Below are 16360 nucleotides of genomic sequence, written 5' to 3' on the forward strand. Positions count from 1 at the left end.
AAGTTGTTGATTAAATAATAAGACAAAACTATAAAGCAGCTTCTTTCAATAAAAACGAAAAGAATTCATGCATTTCATCAATAATTTTCATGCAATTTTTTGGCTTATTATCGACAGTTTTGTGTAATCCTATTAATTTTAATAAATGGAGATAAGACATTTACGTTTAATAAAGTCGATTGTTGAAGAGGGCAGTATCACAAAGGCAATTGACAAGTTACATCTTACTCAATCGGCATTAAGCCATCAGCTAAAGGAAGCCGAATACCAACTCGGCATTAAGATCTTTAATAGGGCCAATAAAAAGCTCACCCTGACAAAGGCAGGAGAAAAGATCTATGTAACGGCAAATGAAATATTAAATAAACTTGCCGAAACGCAAAAAGAAATAAAGGCAATGGTTTACGGTGAAGTTGGAGAAATTCGGATCAGTACCGAATGCTACTCAAGTTATCATTGGCTGCCATCGGTGTTAAAGCAATTTCATTTACTGTACCCCAATGTAGAATTGAAAATTGTGATGGAAGCCACACATTATCCTTTGCAAAAACTGTTGGATGATGTGCTGGATGTAGCCATTGTTAGTGATCCAATGAAAAACGAAAACATAAAATACATCGAACTTTTTCAGGATGAGATGATGATGGTGGTTTCCGAAAATCATCACTGGGCTGCCAAAAAATATGTTATAGCCGAAGATTTTGCTTCAGAGCATTTGATCATTCATTCGCTGCCGCTTGAAACAGTTACCGTTCATCAGTTTGTTTTAGCCCCCGCCAATGTTAAACCCAAAAAGATCACCCCACTTCCATTAACCGAAGCTTCTATTGAAATGGTAAAAGCGGATATGGGAATAATGTCGATGGCAAAATGGTCGCTGCAGCCTTATTTAAAAAATAATCCTAACCTTAAAGCTGTTAAAATTGGTAAAAATGGGTTGAAACGTAAGCATTATATAGCTGTTTCAACTAATAAAACCTACCCCGAATATTTCAATCATTTCATTGAGTTTTTACAAACTGAGATCAATTTACAATGGAATACCTGATACGACCGGTAGAAGAAAAAGATCTGGATCAATTGGTTTTGCTTTGTGAACGCCATGCTGCATATGAGCAAGCAGTCTATTCTTCTGTCGGAAAATCTGAAAAGCTTCAAAAGGCACTCTTTTCTGAAAATCCTAAACTCTTTTGCCTGGTGGTAGAGAGCAGTGAAGAATTAGTTGGATACTCAACCTATACCTTTGATTTCTCTACCTGGGATGCTGCGTTGTTCTTACATATGGATTGCCTTTATCTGGATCCTGTCTTTAGAGGTGCCGGAATAGGAGTGGTTATTCTTGAAATATTAAAAAAGATCGCCATAGAAAAAGAATGCATAAATATCCAATGGCAAACGCCCCTCTTCAATGATAGAGCCATCAAATTCTATAAACGATTAGGAGCTATTGAAAAAGAGAAAATGAGGTTTTCGTTAGAAGTTTAGATCATGATACTTCATAACGAATATTTGATCTCAAAAACAGAAAGAAGATTAGCAAAAGCCATAACATTGGCCGGGAAATTGCATGTTGCTGACCTGATTTTTCAAAATCTATTTCGTATTCAGGACTAAAAACTTCCGATTTTTTGAATTTTATTCAGTGAAAATCATGTTTTCATCTTGTTACGCTGTTATGTAACTTTGCACAAAATTTATAATAGTATGTCAACTATCAGTAAATCAAAAATTGATTTGAGTTTGCCTTATAAGGTAAAAGATATGTCGCTGGCTGAATGGGGCCGCAAGGAAATTGAATTGGCCGAAGCCGAAATGCCTGGTTTAATGGCTATTCGTGCCGAATATGGTGATTCAAAACCATTGAAAGGTGCACGCATTGCAGGTTGTTTGCACATGACCATTCAAACAGCCGTTCTTATTGAAACATTAGCGCATTTAGGTGCTGAGGTTCGTTGGAGTTCATGTAATATTTTCTCAACCCAGGATCATGCTGCCGCTGCTATTGCTGCCGCAGGTATCCCGGTTTTCGCCTGGAAAGGTATGAATGCACAAGAGTTCGACTGGTGTATTGAGCAAACCTTATTCTTCGGTTCAGAAGATAAGCCGTTGAACATGATCTTAGATGACGGTGGCGACTTAACTAATATGGTTTTTGATGTTTACACTGAACTGATCGACGGTATTAAAGGTCTTTCTGAAGAAACTACTACCGGTGTTCACCGTTTACACGAGCGTATGAAAAACGGTACTTTATACATGCCGGCTATCAACGTAAACGATTCGGTAACTAAATCGAAATTTGATAACAAATACGGTTGCCGCGAGTCGTTGGTAGATGCTATTCGTCGTGCTACCGATGTAATGTTGGCTGGTAAAGTTGCTGTAGTTGCCGGTTATGGCGATGTGGGTAAAGGTTCTGCTGAATCATTAAGCTCTGCAGGCGTTCGCGTAATTGTTACCGAGATCGATCCAATTTGTGCTTTACAGGCAGCAATGGAAGGTTACGAAGTGAAGAAAATGAAAGATGCCGTTAAAGAGGCGGATATCGTAGTAACTGCTACTGGTAACTATAACATCGTAACTGGCGAGCATTTCAAATCTTTAAAAGATAAAGCCATCGTTTGTAACATCGGTCACTTCGATAACGAAATTGATATGGCCTGGTTAAACTCGAACTACGGTAATACTAAAATCGAAATTAAACCTCAGGTAGATAAATACACTATTGATGGTAATGATGTGATTGTATTGGCTGAAGGTCGTTTGGTTAACTTAGGATGTGCAACCGGTCACCCTTCATTTGTAATGTCTAACTCATTTACCAACCAAACATTGGCGCAGTTAGAGTTATGGTTACACACTGATCAATACGAAAACAAAGTGTACACTTTGCCGAAGCATTTAGATGAGAAAGTAGCTCGTTTACACTTAGCTAAAATTGGCGTTGTGTTAGATGAACTGACTGCTGAACAAGCAGCTTACATTGGCGTTTCCGTTGATGGTCCGTTTAAACCGGAAGCATACAGATATTAATAATTAGCTATTGGCAATAGCCATTAGCTTTTAGCATAACTTTAGCGCCTCTGCGCCTTTGCGATTATATTTTAACGCAGAGACACAGAGGCGCTGATGTTTTATAAATGATAAAAATTGATCGTATGAGTAATAACGATGTTATTAAAAAACTTCGCGTGGCGCTAAAACTGAAAGATTCGGATATAGTTGCAATTTTGGCTTTGGTTGATTTTCGAATCACAGCTACAGAACTTTCCGCTTTTTTCAGAGCTGAAGATCATCCAAACTTTAAACCAATGGGCGATCAGATTCTACGTAATTTCCTCAATGGGTTAATAATTTATAAAAGAGGTGTTAGAGAAGAAAGACCTAAAACAGAAGCCTCAAAATAAAAAAGTATTTTTCTTGCCACACTGTTTGCATCAACAAGATGTAGAATAATGAATTCATCATTCAATTGTTTAATGTTTCCTTGAAGCAATTTGTGAGAACGTGTTGTTAGGCACTGCCATTAGTGTTTTTTATTTCCACACTAATTATATGTATGTCCTTGTCGCCAATGTTTTTCAACGAATGCGGAGCTAAGGCTTCAGACCATAACGAGCTTGCCGGAACGGGGGTAGAAGCCAGGTTTCTAGAATCCAAAACAATATTATTGTCTTCGTCATACCGGATAAAATCTGACCAACTTATTACGTAAAGTGATGCTGGCCATTTATGTGTATGCAGTTTAGTGATTTCGCCAGGCGGAATTAAAGTATCAATAACCCTAACGTAACCATTTTCGCTTAATAATCGATGGTGTTCTGGAGCAGCAACTAAAGCATCAAGTTCTTCAGGCCATTCCCATTTATCTCCTCTGTTTTCCATAAGAAAATTATTTAGTATCGTGAGCTGCTGGCGAATATAACCCCATTTGCCACAATGAAAACTTGGGCCTATGTGCTTTTAATTTTCAGCCCTATTTGAGTTTTAGAATACCTGTTCCGTATAAGTTTAACGATTGTTGCTAAGGTTTTGAAGCCAATAATTGGCGTTTGGAACACTCAATTGCCTATTCCCTTAAATGCTTTTTAAGATACAAAACTTTCTATTACCTCTCCCGCGTCAACTACTGGTCGATGCAGTTTGTGGTTCGTCGTTTTTCTATTATTATGTGGTCCATTGTTACCAAGCCGTTAGGCCTTCTTCGCTGAAAAAGCATCCTGTCCTACCCTCAGCGTCAAGCGTTGCATATTTTACAATTACGCTTGCGCCCTGCTCAACTGTTTTGGTTCCTTGGTGATTATTAAAGTCTGTAGCAGTAAACCCGGGGCATACACAATTCACTTTGAAGTTGGTGTCTTTGAGTTCAACCGCTAACATTACAGTGTATGCATTCAAAGCGGTCTTTGATGGACCATAAGCTGCAGGTTTGAATTGTGCAAATTCCCAGTTTGGGTCGCTGTGATTTGTTAATGAAGATAATTCGGTGGTTACATTTACAATTCTGGGTTGGTCTGATTTTTTCAGCAACTCAATAAACTCCTGCGTTACTTGAACTGCTCCGAAAAAATTAGTTTCAAATACAACTCGCAAGGTATCAACAGAAACATTTGTTGCTGGTTGCGGAAAGCCCCCACTAATGCCTGCGTTATTAATTAGTACATCTAACTTTTGAGTTTTTGCTTCAAGTTCTTGTCTTGCGGCTTTTATTGAATTGATGTCTGTTACATCTAATTGAATGCAGTCCACATTTGTTAAGCCTATTGCTTTTAAATTTTCAATTGCTTTAAAACCTTTCGTTTTGTCTCGGCTACCGAGGTAAACGAAATACCCAAGCTGTGCTAATTGCTTAGCCGTTTCAAAACCGATGCTTTTGTTTGCTCCTGTTACTAATGCTGATTTCATTTTTGTATTTTTTGATGAACAGTAAAAGTCGCGGAAGCTAAATCAAGAGAGATGGACTATTCACTTTAATTGCTTAACAAATCTTGAATGCTTCCAACAAACTGTGTAACACTTTTTCCAGTGGTTTTTTTGAAAAGCTTAGAAAAATAATCCGGGTCGCTAAAACCTAATTCATAAGCCAATTCCTTTACCGATGTATCGGAATAAAAAAGCTTTCTTTGTGCCTCTAACATCAAACGATTGGTGATAAACTCTTTTGGCGATACACCTGAAAACTCTTTTACAATGTTGTAAAGATTATTTGTAGTGATAGAAAGATGGTCAGCAATGGTTTGTACAGAATGTTGCTCCGTGAAATGAGTTTCTACTGCAATTTGAAACTCGATGTATTTGGAAAGTTTGTTTGTTTCCGATTTTTCTTTTACAACATTTTTAAAATATGCATTGTTAAATTCAGTCATAAGTGCATTAAGATGAGCCAAAATAATTTCAGAATCTTTTTGGTCATTGTCTGCATGCAAAATTTTGTTGAGTATTTCAAAAAGTAGTTGCACTCGTTGTCTTGAATCGCTATTAAACGAAATGATTTGCGAGTTTAAAGGATTGAGTAAAAACAAAAAGTGTTTAGGAAGTAAAGACAAACAGTTTTGGTCAAAACTCATTTTGAAACATTCGATATCATCTTTCTTCTGTTCAGGTACAGAGTGAATTTGATTAGGTAAAACGAAAAACAACTGTCCGCTTGTAATGGTCAAATCTTTTAAATCAACTTTATGGGTAACTGAACCACTTTCAACAAACACAAAAAAATAATTGGCTTTTCTATGCGGTTGGGTAAGCATTTTCATTACATCGGCAGGCAGATAATTATTTGAGTTAGAGCTTACTCTAATTGCAAGTTTATCGTGTTGCTTTATTTGTTCAAGTAATCCTTTTATTTCTTGCATTAGTGTCTGTTTGAGGTTTGCCGTATAGTCCCACAATGACCGCTTACATGTTGCTTTTTGCAGTTTTTCTTACTTTCTGTAAAATGTCAATTTCTCTAGTGATTTTTTAATTTGCAGCTTGTGCATGAGCAGTTGCGGGTGTAAGCTGTGCGTCACTGCCTCTTGCAAAAACATATTATGAAAGATGATACTTTTACCTTAAACCAATACCCTCCATTGTTTATGCATTGTGTTAAGGGCTGTTATTCTTTTAGTCATTCTGCTTCAAATATTTTGTCGGCACATAGTCGGTCAACCAAACACCATTGTCAGAAATGAAGAATTCAAAGTTGTCTGTATGCATTTGTTCAGAAAGCACCCTAAACACAAAAGGCTTTCCGTGTCGTTGTCCAACTTTTATCGCAGTTTCAATATCGCTACTCAAGTGAACATGTTGTCGGTTCCGTTTTTCAATTCCTGTGTTCAAAATTGATTGAACTGACTTTTCTCCTGTTCCATGAAAAAGTATTTCTGGTGGCTTTTGATTAGTATAACCTAATTCTATTTCTATTGAATGCCCTTGACTTGCCCTTATCTTATCAAGCGTGTCATTAAAAGCAAATCGTTTTTTTGAGTTTGTCGCAACAATGTGGTCTAGTATTTCTCTGTCAAACGAAATTCCGTAGTTATTTGCTTTGTCAAGCAAGTCGTCAACGTCTGTCCAGCCATTTTGGTCAAGGTGAATAGCAATTGTTTCAGGTTGGTGTCGCAATACCAAACTTAAAAACTTGCTAATATGAGTTATCTGTTTATCGCTAATCATTTTTTATTTAGTCGCTGTGGTCCCAATTCGCAAAAATCAAGTTAAAAGCTGTATTTATTTCTGAAAATTCATTTGTAGTCTTTTCGTTCTATTGAGCAATACAGAGTTCAATTCAGTATCGTTATTAAGAGTTCCAAAGTAAGTTGTGTTTTCTGTGTGTTACCAGCTATTTGAATTTTGCCTATTTGCTGTAATAACAATCAGCCTTGTAGCAAAAAGTTTTTTTGTCATTGAATAAAGGAAAATAGGCTGCTTTTTGAGGGGCGTTCACCGACTCACTTGGCTCAAAATAAACACCTTTTTTGCCATTACGTTCCCAGTTACGAATAAAACCCCGTTTAAAACTTTTTATTTTTTCCTTTCCATTAGTTTCGATGAGCACGATTTCGATGTCAGCGTATTTTTTTGATTCCTCAAAGTTTTTTTCAATGTCCTTATAGTCAATTGGAATTATGAGCCTGCAATCAGAATATTTCTGTTCATCTAAAGTCGTGCTTTGTCCGAATGATAAAGCACACGATGTTAAAACTAATAAGGTCGTAATTAAGAGTTTATTCATTTTAATTGATTTTCTGTGGATTTCTCAAATTGCAGCCAGGGTTCGCATATAATTAATAATTAATCATTAACCTCTGCCGGCATAGTTTGTATGCATTGTTACTGTTAGTACTCAGGCACGGCAATTTTTAACCAGTCGTGTTACGAATTAATTTTAGTACTCTGTAAAATCTTTCGCCATAGTCAAGTTGAATCTCACCATCATACTGATTTTTTAGTTTTTTTTCTGTCCATCTAAAGTACCTTGCTCGTTCTTTCTCATGGTCTAGAAGTTTAATTCCTTTTGAATCCCTCGATTTAGAGAATTTATAGTAAACGGAAATATGTCCTCCTTTAGATTTATTCCCCCCTTTAAGATAGATGTTGTGTTTTTTGTTTAGACTCAAAATAACATTTTGGCTTTCAGCATATCCATTAGGAACGAATATTGAGTTTTGCTTGATTGTGGACCCACCTGGAAATGCATAAAGACCGGACACAGCACAGTCTGCATAAGCTGTAAATGAACAAAATAATCCAATTATAAATGTCAGTAGCTGTCTCATAAAGTTACACATAACGATTTGGGCTTGCCGTTCGGTGCGAAGAAAACTGCGCTTAATGGTCAGCCCTGATGCAAGATATTAATTTGGTTTTGATTTCAAACTTGCACGTCGTCCGCGATTTTGGCAAGTGTGTTTTGTGTAGGGGTGGCTGCGGAGATTAAATGCAATGCCATTCATGGTTGCAGTAACCTTTGCATTCGAAAGTTCTACGCCTGTGGTCGGCGATTTTAAAAATTGAGATTAAAAACTCAAAGCTTTTTTGGTTTTCACTTGCTGGCAAATCTAATATTTTTCGAAAAGCAATGTTGAAAGTATTGTTCGCCAGAAGAATTGCTGCAGTGTATGTGTTTTTTAGACCAGAACTGTTTATTCCCAAATGAATTTCGTCATTTGTCGGATGCACATTTTCTATAAACCAACTTAAGCTAGTCAATACATCCTTTTTTTCAATTTCTGGTAATGCTGTAAACCAGGTCAACAATTCAGTTTTTGAGATTTTGTCTTGGGAATAACTGTTTAATAAAATTTCACTGTGGTTCATGAGAAATGAAGATTTAAAAATGTTGATCACTTTTCGATGCCGAAAAAATGCACCGCCTGAAGCCTCATTCCATCTTAAAAATATAGGCTAAAAATGTTATTTCTCACTCTCTTTACCTTTAAATTCTGTAAAAGTCTTCCCAGCATAACTTTACTCAGCAGCCGTCTTTGCGAGGGACGCGTATATAAATTATTTTACTATCTCGCTCCACATAGTCGCCCGATATTATTGGATATGAATACTTGGGCGCGTGCGATACACTACGGCTTCTTATAATTATTTTGTCATTAACTTTCAGGCTATGCAATTGGTGAAATTCATAGTTAAAGTTCAAAAAATTCTTGTCAAATGTTTCAGGCCCAAAACTAAGAATATAATCCTCACCATTGATCCTGGCCATCACTCCGAAACCTAATCGTGAGCCTGGCGGAAGAAAAAGAGAGGTTACAACAGCCTCCATATTGGTAAAAGCACTTATATCCTTCCTTATTTTAGCAGCAGCGGTAAGCACTTTTTTACCTTCCGGAGACGCTTCCCATTCTTTGTATTTTATACCATCAGGGCTAGCCTCCCATTTTTTTAATTCGGCGTTCATTTCAGCAGCAGAGAGGGGCTTTGGAACTGATTTTTTAGAAGTTTCATTTTTGATTTCGCGATTGGCAAATACTAATCCGCTTACCACAACCAGCGGTAAGATCAGCGCATAAATAACTTTTTTCATATTTTGTGTAGGTTTACTTAACATAGATTTAGCTCCTGGTAAATTAGATTAAGCATGCTTTTGTTTTTCGTATCCTTTTAAGGTTGTTGCAACAAAAATACGTTGATAGTGTTCAAATGGAGGAGCCTGGATTGTAAATAATAGTGTAAACTTGGTAAATAATATCTTGACATTATGCTTTTTAGAAGAAATCTCTTGCCAGTCAAACGAAAGCACCTGGGTGTATTATTACTACTCACGTTTATCTCTTTAATCGGGGTGGCTTTCAACATCACCGGCAATGATGACTTTGACTTTGCCAGAAGGGAAATTTTGCTTCGCCGAATCGGACACGAAATACTCCTTCAATCGGGCGACAGTGTATCACGGGTGCTACCGGTAAAAAAGATCGCCAAAAATGAATACCAGATCAGTTTTGCAAATGCGCTCACTTTTCAACCCGAATCCCTGGTAAAGATCACTCAGCGTTTGTTAGCCAAAGATCCGCTCGCAGGTGATTACGTTGTTAATGTACTGAACTGTGCCAATGCCAGTGTAGCCTATGGATATGCTATATCAAAAAATAAGAAAGATGATATTGTAGCCTGTATAGGAAGAGGCCAACCCATAGCGTGTTACATGATTAATATTAAATTCAAACCGACAGGATTAATTACAGCAAAGAATGGATATCTTATGGGCAGCCTGTCAGTTTTAGCATTTGTTGGATTTATTTTTTTAAGATCTGTTAAGCCGAGGAAGACCTCACCTGACGCTCAGCATACTGGTAAATTCATTTTAGGGTCAATGTCGTTCGACGCGGAGAGTCGTAAACTTATGATAAATGGAAGGACCATAGACTTGACCAGAACGGAAACCCGTGTACTACGCATTTTTGCCTTGTCTCCTAACGAGGCTATAGCCCGAAGGCGGCTACAACAAGAGATCTGGGAAGATGAAGGTGTTATAGTAGGCCGTAGTCTGGATATGTTCATTTCAAAACTTAGAAAAAAACTGGAATTTGATCCTAATATCAAGATTGTTGTCATACGCGGCAAAGGATATAAACTTGAAATTAGCACTTAAGTTCGTTGTTTTTACTGGCTTTTAAAGCCAACTATTTTAGGTTCACTTCTTCCAAGTTTAAAAATTCCTTTATTGAGGTCCATTTTATTTTTGAATATCTATCGTTGTCATATTTTTGGAATACTACTCTACCTTCCATCATATCTCTCATATATTGCATTCCTTGCCAAGCAGGATAAAGGTCTTTTTTTGAAGGCGAAAAGAATCTGGTTATTTTAATGAGAATATTTAAAAGTTTAATTCCTCCCGGCCTGAATATTTTATACTTTTTACCTGTAAGCTCTGTTAGTAATTTTGCAAACTGATTACAAGATAATCTGTCTCCTGCTATTCTTAAATATCTTGGCGAGTCCTCATCCAATGCTACTTCCGCAGTATATTCGGCAACATTATAGGTGGTAGTAAATTCCATAATTTGATTAGGATTACCCCAGCAAAGGATACGTTTTAGTTTAAACATAATCAAAGGCATATCCGTAGTTAGTAAATCCATAAAAGCTCCGTTAAATATAGAGGTAGCTTTAATGGGTGCTTTGTCAAGATAGTGATGAAACTCTTTTCTTAAATCTAAGTTCCTATTTTGGCCTTCTATTAAATTGGTAAAATCAATCGAGTAATCACTTGGTATAAACCTTCGCACATTCGCTTCAATTGCAGCATTCAGGACAATTTTTTGAGTATCCACAACCGTTTTTCTTAAACCAGCCAAAGCAGAGACAACACAATGTGCACCTATACAATGCTTTGAAATTTCAGATTTATTATTAAAATCCACCTGGTACACTGTGACACCTTTTTTTTCTAACTCATTTATCTTTTTTATATCGGTTTCTAAACGTACAATAGCCTTTACATCCGCTTCCTTTGCTAATAATGCATTTATAATTTTTACTCCCAAATTTCCTGTGGCACCAACTACTACTATAGTTTTCTTCATTTATAAATCGTTTGTTTTTTGATTAAGTTTTCAGCCTCTATTACAATGACCGCTAACATTTGTGTATGTTGTGGGCAGTATTATTTTACACCGATCTTTCTACAGTCCTTTAACAATTTATACTCAATCGAGTCAAATTGTTTGTCGTACTGAAATCCGAATGAGTCACTCAGTTGTCTATACGTCGCCACGTAAAATTCTTGATAGTAATATTTCCCTTCGTCCAAGTGTTCACCATTTCCCGTTGTCCCCCAGTGAAATACGCCCAAACTATCACGAGAAGGTTCCTTAGGGTTCTTTTCAATCGTCCATTCTTCATTAAAGTCTCGAACGTCCATTTTAGGAATCATTGTCCGATTACCTAAACTGTCAACGAAGAAGTATTGGTGGTCAATAAACCCGTATTCGTCTTTGAACTTTGTCAGTAGTATTCCATTGTCCGGAATGTCGTAAACTCGTCTGTCATTTTCGTATTTTTCCTCTTGTCCACATGACTCATTGAATAGCACGTGAACTTTACCTCTGAACGAGGAAGGAATTAAGAATGTCTCTGGGTCAGCCGTGTTAGACAGCCGCCAAAAGTATTGGTAAGCAAAAAATACCACAATGGGTGTCACTGTCAAAAACGCCTTTGTCTTAATTGTCCGGCCACTTAGCCAAACTAAAATAAGTCCAACAACAAAAGCGATTACTGGAATTCCGTAGAAGAAAACAAAAAATGTCGCAAAGGTCGTAACGGCTGCACCAATAGTCAGTAATACTGTCCCAACGATAAAAAGTCCGTTTCTTTTAGTTATCACGTCACTCATTTAAATAATATTACCATCAACGATTGGCTATAACCAGTGGCGGCTTTTGAAACCGTCATTATCCACCGTGACAAAAGGTAAGAAGGAAGATAAAAATTTAAACATACTCTTCGCCCGCCATTGGTTATAGCTTTTGTTGGCGGTATTTGCCTCATTTCAATTCTGCCTTTTGTAGTTTAAACTCCTTCACAACATTGTCTCTATTTATTTTTATGATCAAACTCTCCATTTGATGAAGCGTTTCACGAAGCTTAAAATAGCTGTCGCAAATATTTAAGCTGTCAACCGTTACCGCATTGACACTAATTATTTTGTCTTTAAGTTGTAATCCTTTTATTTCTCCGTCAAGTCCTTTGTAAATTCTACTTATGTAAATACCTTTTTCATCCATGTTCATATCTACTCCGAATGATTTAAATGGGTCAACTGAAGCTTTTGCAATTGGTGTAAGTATCAATTCCTTTTCTATGAAATTGAGTGTGACAATGAAATATTTTGCAATTTCTGAACCAATCAAATTGTAATTGTTTGATTTAGAATAGAGCGCTACCTGATTATCTAAATTTTGTCCTGCAATTCTAACAGTTGTCAGCTTTGAAATAAACATTGATTCTTGGTTTACACCATTTGCTCCAATGGCTCCTTCACCGTCTGTTTCAATTGTAGTAGCAAATTTGTATTGGTTAGCTGTCTTTTCTGTTAACGAAATGAAACCACCAAAGCCAAAGTCTAACATGAATTTTTGATTTCTTCCGTCAATTTCTACTTGTATAAAAGGGTTGAACACTTTGTCAAGCTCCACTTTCAATTTTACTGAATTCTCAAGGTTTGGCATTTTGCTCACGTTGTCAGCCAGTCGTATAATCTTATTCGGATAGTCAATCTGCCAAACCGATTGTCTTATAACTCCCTTTCCAAGAAGTCCACCGTTAGTATAGCACTTGATTATCGGAGACTCGTTAAAGTCAAAACCGAAGACACCAACATCGGTAAATGGAATGTCGCCCACACTAAGGCGAGGTATTTTACTGAGACTTATTTTTGATTTAATTTGATTCGAACTTCCAACAGTCACCTTCATTAATTCAGGTAGCTCATTTCTGGTCATGATGTCGGTTGTTACGGTATTGTAACCTCCCGTGTCAAAGATGTAATCGTAAGTCCGTGAACCTATCGTAACAGGAATAATGAAGTAGCCACCTCTGTCAATAAAGCGCACCTCCTCGTAAAAATCTGTCAAGGCTACATTTGCTGCGTTAGCAATTTTGAGTTGCTCTTTCGCACTTTGTCCGAAGCTATAAATTGTCAGCGAAACAAAAAGTAAGCTAAGTAGTCTTTTAGTCATTAGATTCAAGTACTCAAAATTTATCTACTTGGCCGTCACGAGGCATTACCGCCAACGATTAGGTATTGTAGCCGTTGCCGCATTAGGAACACAGCAGCTACATTTACTTACTAGAGTACTACAAAGAACTGAACACGCCCATATCACAGAACCGGCATTGGTTACCATACTTTGTTAGCAGCTGAAGCTTTTCTTTTTTCGTCTATACTCCGAATAGAGTCCATCTTTCGATAAAAAGTCTGTTGCCAATCTTTTCCATTTTTTGATACTAAAAAGTCCTCCATAGTCTCGTTGTATCGTTCAATTCCTTCAGTCCTGATACATCCTACTGGAATCGTTTTGAAACCAAATGCTTGGCAAAGCGAATCTCTAGCTTTTTGAACTTCTATAGACTCATCGACAAGTAGTCCGACAGCAAGCAATTGGATTTTTCCATAACTAATATCCCTGCGAGCTCGAAAGTAATTGTAATCCTCTGAAAGTCCATAGTAGTAATCCACCAACCCTGCTAGATGATATGACGTAAAAATAATAAAAACAATAGGCATAATGTATGTCAGTTTTGTTCTGTACGCCCATTTTTTATATTTAATTAGCGCAAGAAAACTGCTTGCACATATTAGGACGCAAATGACTACCAAGGTGTATTTAAAGTCAAACCGTCTAAGATTCATTAAAAAAAGATTCCAATCTTGTCCAACATTGGAAAACTCTAGGACTAACTCTAGGAAGAAGAGCAAAGCTGCTGCTACAATCAAGATTAGTTTTAGAGGCTTTTTCATATTGCTTTTGCGTATAACGTTCCAGCCTTCCGAAGGCGCGGTGAAAATATCTGCGTCATTCTCCGCCGTGGTGTAAAATTATTAATTAAGTTTTCAGTTCAAAATTGCACGTCCACCGCGCTTGCGGCAAGCGTGGGTTATGTGAAGTGCTAATTTTGTCCCAACTTTTGATTTCTTTTAAATTCTTCCTTCCATTTCTCATCTGGGTAAAAACTTATTGGAATTTTATAATGAACTCGCACTTTTTTGCCATTGTCTTCTCCAGGTGTCCAGCCTTTAAGCAATGATATTAGTCGAATAGCTTCATTGTTTATGTCTTCTCGCACGCCCTTGATAACTTCAATATCAGTTACATTTCCTATAGTGTCAACTATAAATTTTATTTCAACTATACCACCAACCCTGGCCTCTTTTGCCAGTCTGGGGTATTTAAAGTTTTTACTTATGAATTTAACAATCTCATTCTGTCCCCCTGGAAACTGAGGCGCTTTTAGTTCAGGATGGCTTGAAAGGTCAAAAATTGTATCAGTTTTTGACGTAGTCTGTCCATAAAGAGAAGAAGAAGTCAAAAATAAAAGCATTAAGAATAGTAAATGTCTCATAGCATTGCACATAACGTTTTGGCGCTTGCCGAAGGCGCGGTGAAAATATCTGCGTCATTCTCCGCCGTTGCGTAATTTATTAATTAAGTTTTCAGTTCAAAATTGCAGGTTCACCACGTTTGCGGAAAGCACATGTTACCTGCAGGCATTCTTTTTTATTTAATCCTTACTGTCCGAAAAGTTTTGACAAGAGTCCTATCTTTAATGGTTTTTCAATTCCCCATAGCAATTCTACTTCGTGCCTTTTTACATTTTCTATATTAGGGCCAAACCTACCCCAAGCAAAACCATTTTTAAACGGTTTATTTCGCAAGTCTGCAATAACAAAATTGTTTGGGAGTGATAATGCAAAGTTTTTTAATATCGAGTCGTTCGATTGTCTTGCATTTTCAAGTTCAATAAATCCGTTGTTGTTATTACAAATATCCAGAACTACCTTTTCGTGAATTATGTCAATGTTAGAGTTGTCTCCATTTTTTCCAAACTCATTTACATGTTCTATGAATTGAGTTAGATTGTCTGAATGCTTTACAATTACGGCAGGATCGTGACAAACATAAAACACATTTCCCCAATTTCCATTTTTGTCAACATCTACTATCCAAAAATTTCCAAATCCGTCTCCTGCAAGTTGAACTGAATAGGGGAAGAACTCTTCAAATCCAAATTGTCCAAAACCATCAAAAGTCACTTCCCCAAGTCCGAAAAACTCAAATCCACTTGCAAAATTTAGTAACTCTCTAATTTCAGTTGGTATTTGCCCATTGGGTGACATTTTAGTCAATTCGTCTATTTGTTGGTCGGTCAAACCTTCTTTAAGCTCAACTTTGTATTCGTCTCCGTCTTCCGAAATGTATTGCTCTGTCAAAATAGATTTTAGTTTCTCTATTGGTTTCATGCATCTTGATTTTCTGGTATCTTGTTGGGTGTCGCTTTATGCTTGCGGGTAACGTTTTGGCAAGCGTGGGTTAGGCGCAGCACTTTACTTCACACGTACCCATTTTACTCTAGCTGCTGGATATTTATTATAAAATGAGAATGGTTTTTCACTTCTCCATTTTTTAATAATGGTGTCTTTTTTTGTATACCAGACATACACTCTTTGGGTGTAACCGTTTTCTTCAGAAAAGTTTTCAGGTCCTTCGGAATAGGAATCAGGTTGGGGTAAAAAATTAAGTTTGATAGCAATTAAGAATGTAGGAATTATGGTCGCAACTATTGAATATTTAAGTCTTTTGGATACCGAATATTTATAAATAAATGGAAATGCAATACCACAAAACGACCCTACCATAAATAAGACACCTGTTATAAAATTTAACACTAACAATGTATTGTCGCTAAGGTGGGACAATTCAGGTGAATCTGTTATAATAAAATAAAATATACCTTGAAGTTGACCGTATCCCGCACCCATGTAAAATAACATAGAATTATAGGTGACTAAGAGTCCAAGAATGCAATAAGCGATATATTTCCCGATGTTGTTCATAGTGTTGCGACTAACGTTTTGGGCTTGCCGAAGGCGCGGTGAAAATACCTGCTTCTAAGTCCGCCGAGGCGTAAATTTATTAATTAAGTTTTCAGTTCAAAATTGCACGTCCACCGCGTTTGCGGTAAGCGGCTGTTAGCACCAGTTTTTATTCCCACCATTTCTTTATTTTAGTTTTGCTGTCACCCACTGGTTTTACAATAGCTCCATTGGGCATCATATTTTCTAACATATAGCTAGTCCATCCATTTTTGACATACTTCTCTTTTACACTAAATTCTCCCGCACCAATATCAAGGTCACCACAGT

At 37.0% G+C, this 16360-nt stretch carries 20 protein-coding genes; 5 read left to right on the forward strand and 15 right to left on the reverse strand.

What is annotated here, in order from left to right:
* Positions 1-145 precede the first annotated feature (145 nt).
* The 4 genes from C3K47_RS02425 (at position 146) to C3K47_RS02440 (ending at position 3407) form a co-directional block, all read left to right on the forward strand.
* Positions 146-1048 carry a LysR family transcriptional regulator gene (locus C3K47_RS02425; protein WP_103787476.1) on the forward strand — a complete coding sequence of 301 codons (903 nt, stop codon included), beginning with the start codon at positions 146-148 and terminating at the stop codon, positions 1046-1048.
* A complete protein-coding gene (locus C3K47_RS02430; RefSeq protein WP_103787477.1) occupies positions 1036-1485 on the forward strand; it encodes a GNAT family N-acetyltransferase in 450 nt (149 codons plus the stop codon). The genes C3K47_RS02425 and C3K47_RS02430 overlap by 13 nt, the downstream gene beginning before the upstream one ends.
* Positions 1486-1704: 219 nt before the next feature.
* Positions 1705-3033, forward strand: a complete 1329-nt coding sequence (gene ahcY, locus C3K47_RS02435; RefSeq protein WP_103787478.1) for an adenosylhomocysteinase — start codon at positions 1705-1707, stop codon at positions 3031-3033.
* 125 nt (positions 3034-3158) lie between these two features.
* Positions 3159-3407: a DUF1456 family protein gene (locus C3K47_RS02440; RefSeq protein WP_103787519.1), complete on the forward strand. Its 249-nt coding sequence runs from the start codon at positions 3159-3161 to the stop codon at positions 3405-3407.
* 106 nt (positions 3408-3513) lie between these two features.
* Here the strand turns inward: C3K47_RS02440 and C3K47_RS02445 are convergent, their stop codons facing one another.
* From C3K47_RS02445 to C3K47_RS02480, 8 genes are all read right to left on the reverse strand, one after another.
* Positions 3514-3885 carry a hypothetical protein gene (locus tag C3K47_RS02445; RefSeq protein ID WP_103787479.1) on the reverse strand — a complete coding sequence of 124 codons (372 nt, stop codon included), beginning with the start codon at positions 3883-3885 and terminating at the stop codon, positions 3514-3516.
* 297 nt (positions 3886-4182) lie between these two features.
* Positions 4183-4905, reverse strand: a complete 723-nt coding sequence (locus C3K47_RS02450; protein WP_103787480.1) for an SDR family oxidoreductase — start codon at positions 4903-4905, stop codon at positions 4183-4185.
* A 65-nt stretch (positions 4906-4970) separates the two neighbouring features.
* Positions 4971-5852 carry an AraC family transcriptional regulator gene (locus tag C3K47_RS02455; RefSeq protein WP_103787481.1) on the reverse strand — a complete coding sequence of 294 codons (882 nt, stop codon included), beginning with the start codon at positions 5850-5852 and terminating at the stop codon, positions 4971-4973.
* Between the two features lie 250 nt (positions 5853-6102).
* Positions 6103-6654 (reverse strand): RNA 2'-phosphotransferase, encoded by a 552-nt coding sequence (locus C3K47_RS02460; protein WP_207765221.1) that lies wholly within the window; start codon positions 6652-6654, stop codon positions 6103-6105.
* Positions 6655-6835: 181 nt separating this feature from the next.
* Positions 6836-7213 carry a hypothetical protein gene (locus C3K47_RS02465; RefSeq protein WP_103787482.1) on the reverse strand — a complete coding sequence of 126 codons (378 nt, stop codon included), beginning with the start codon at positions 7211-7213 and terminating at the stop codon, positions 6836-6838.
* Positions 7214-7340: 127 nt separating this feature from the next.
* Positions 7341-7757 (reverse strand): hypothetical protein, encoded by a 417-nt coding sequence (locus tag C3K47_RS02470; RefSeq protein WP_133159315.1) that lies wholly within the window; start codon positions 7755-7757, stop codon positions 7341-7343.
* A gap of 157 nt (positions 7758-7914) precedes the next feature.
* Complete coding sequence (locus C3K47_RS02475) at positions 7915-8298, reverse strand: DUF5958 family protein (RefSeq protein ID WP_103787484.1); 384 nt, start codon at positions 8296-8298, stop codon at positions 7915-7917.
* A gap of 154 nt (positions 8299-8452) precedes the next feature.
* On the reverse strand, positions 8453-9019 hold the full coding sequence (locus tag C3K47_RS02480; RefSeq protein WP_103787521.1) for a hypothetical protein: 567 nt from the start codon (positions 9017-9019) through the stop codon (positions 8453-8455).
* Positions 9020-9214: 195 nt separating this feature from the next.
* Between C3K47_RS02480 and C3K47_RS02485 the strand changes: the two genes are divergently transcribed.
* Complete coding sequence (locus C3K47_RS02485; protein ID WP_243392483.1) at positions 9215-10084, forward strand: winged helix-turn-helix domain-containing protein; 870 nt, start codon at positions 9215-9217, stop codon at positions 10082-10084.
* 31 nt (positions 10085-10115) lie between these two features.
* On the opposite strand, the gene C3K47_RS02490 is transcribed toward C3K47_RS02485, so the two are convergent.
* From C3K47_RS02490 to C3K47_RS02520, 7 genes are all read right to left on the reverse strand, one after another.
* The gene (locus C3K47_RS02490; RefSeq protein ID WP_103787486.1) at positions 10116-11021 is read right to left on the reverse strand and encodes an NmrA family NAD(P)-binding protein; all 906 of its coding nucleotides are present in this window, start codon (positions 11019-11021) and stop codon (positions 10116-10118) included.
* A gap of 80 nt (positions 11022-11101) precedes the next feature.
* Positions 11102-11830, reverse strand: a complete 729-nt coding sequence (locus tag C3K47_RS02495; protein WP_103787487.1) for a DUF6843 domain-containing protein — start codon at positions 11828-11830, stop codon at positions 11102-11104.
* A 151-nt stretch (positions 11831-11981) separates the two neighbouring features.
* The gene (locus C3K47_RS02500; RefSeq protein WP_103787488.1) at positions 11982-13175 is read right to left on the reverse strand and encodes a hypothetical protein; all 1194 of its coding nucleotides are present in this window, start codon (positions 13173-13175) and stop codon (positions 11982-11984) included.
* 161 nt (positions 13176-13336) lie between these two features.
* Positions 13337-13957, reverse strand: coding sequence for an FEKKY domain-containing protein (locus C3K47_RS02505; protein ID WP_103787489.1), 621 nt, complete (start codon positions 13955-13957; stop codon positions 13337-13339).
* 149 nt (positions 13958-14106) lie between these two features.
* Positions 14107-14559, reverse strand: a complete 453-nt coding sequence (locus C3K47_RS02510; RefSeq protein ID WP_165784611.1) for an energy transducer TonB — start codon at positions 14557-14559, stop codon at positions 14107-14109.
* 166 nt (positions 14560-14725) lie between these two features.
* Positions 14726-15457, reverse strand: a complete 732-nt coding sequence (locus C3K47_RS02515) for an SMI1/KNR4 family protein (RefSeq protein ID WP_103787491.1) — start codon at positions 15455-15457, stop codon at positions 14726-14728.
* Between the two features lie 84 nt (positions 15458-15541).
* Positions 15542-16051 (reverse strand): hypothetical protein, encoded by a 510-nt coding sequence (locus tag C3K47_RS02520; protein WP_133159316.1) that lies wholly within the window; start codon positions 16049-16051, stop codon positions 15542-15544.
* Positions 16052-16360: the final 309 nt, after the last annotated feature.

This window comes from Solitalea longa, from assembly GCF_002920915.1.
Taxonomy (GTDB): Bacteria; Bacteroidota; Bacteroidia; order Sphingobacteriales; family Sphingobacteriaceae; genus Solitalea; species Solitalea longa.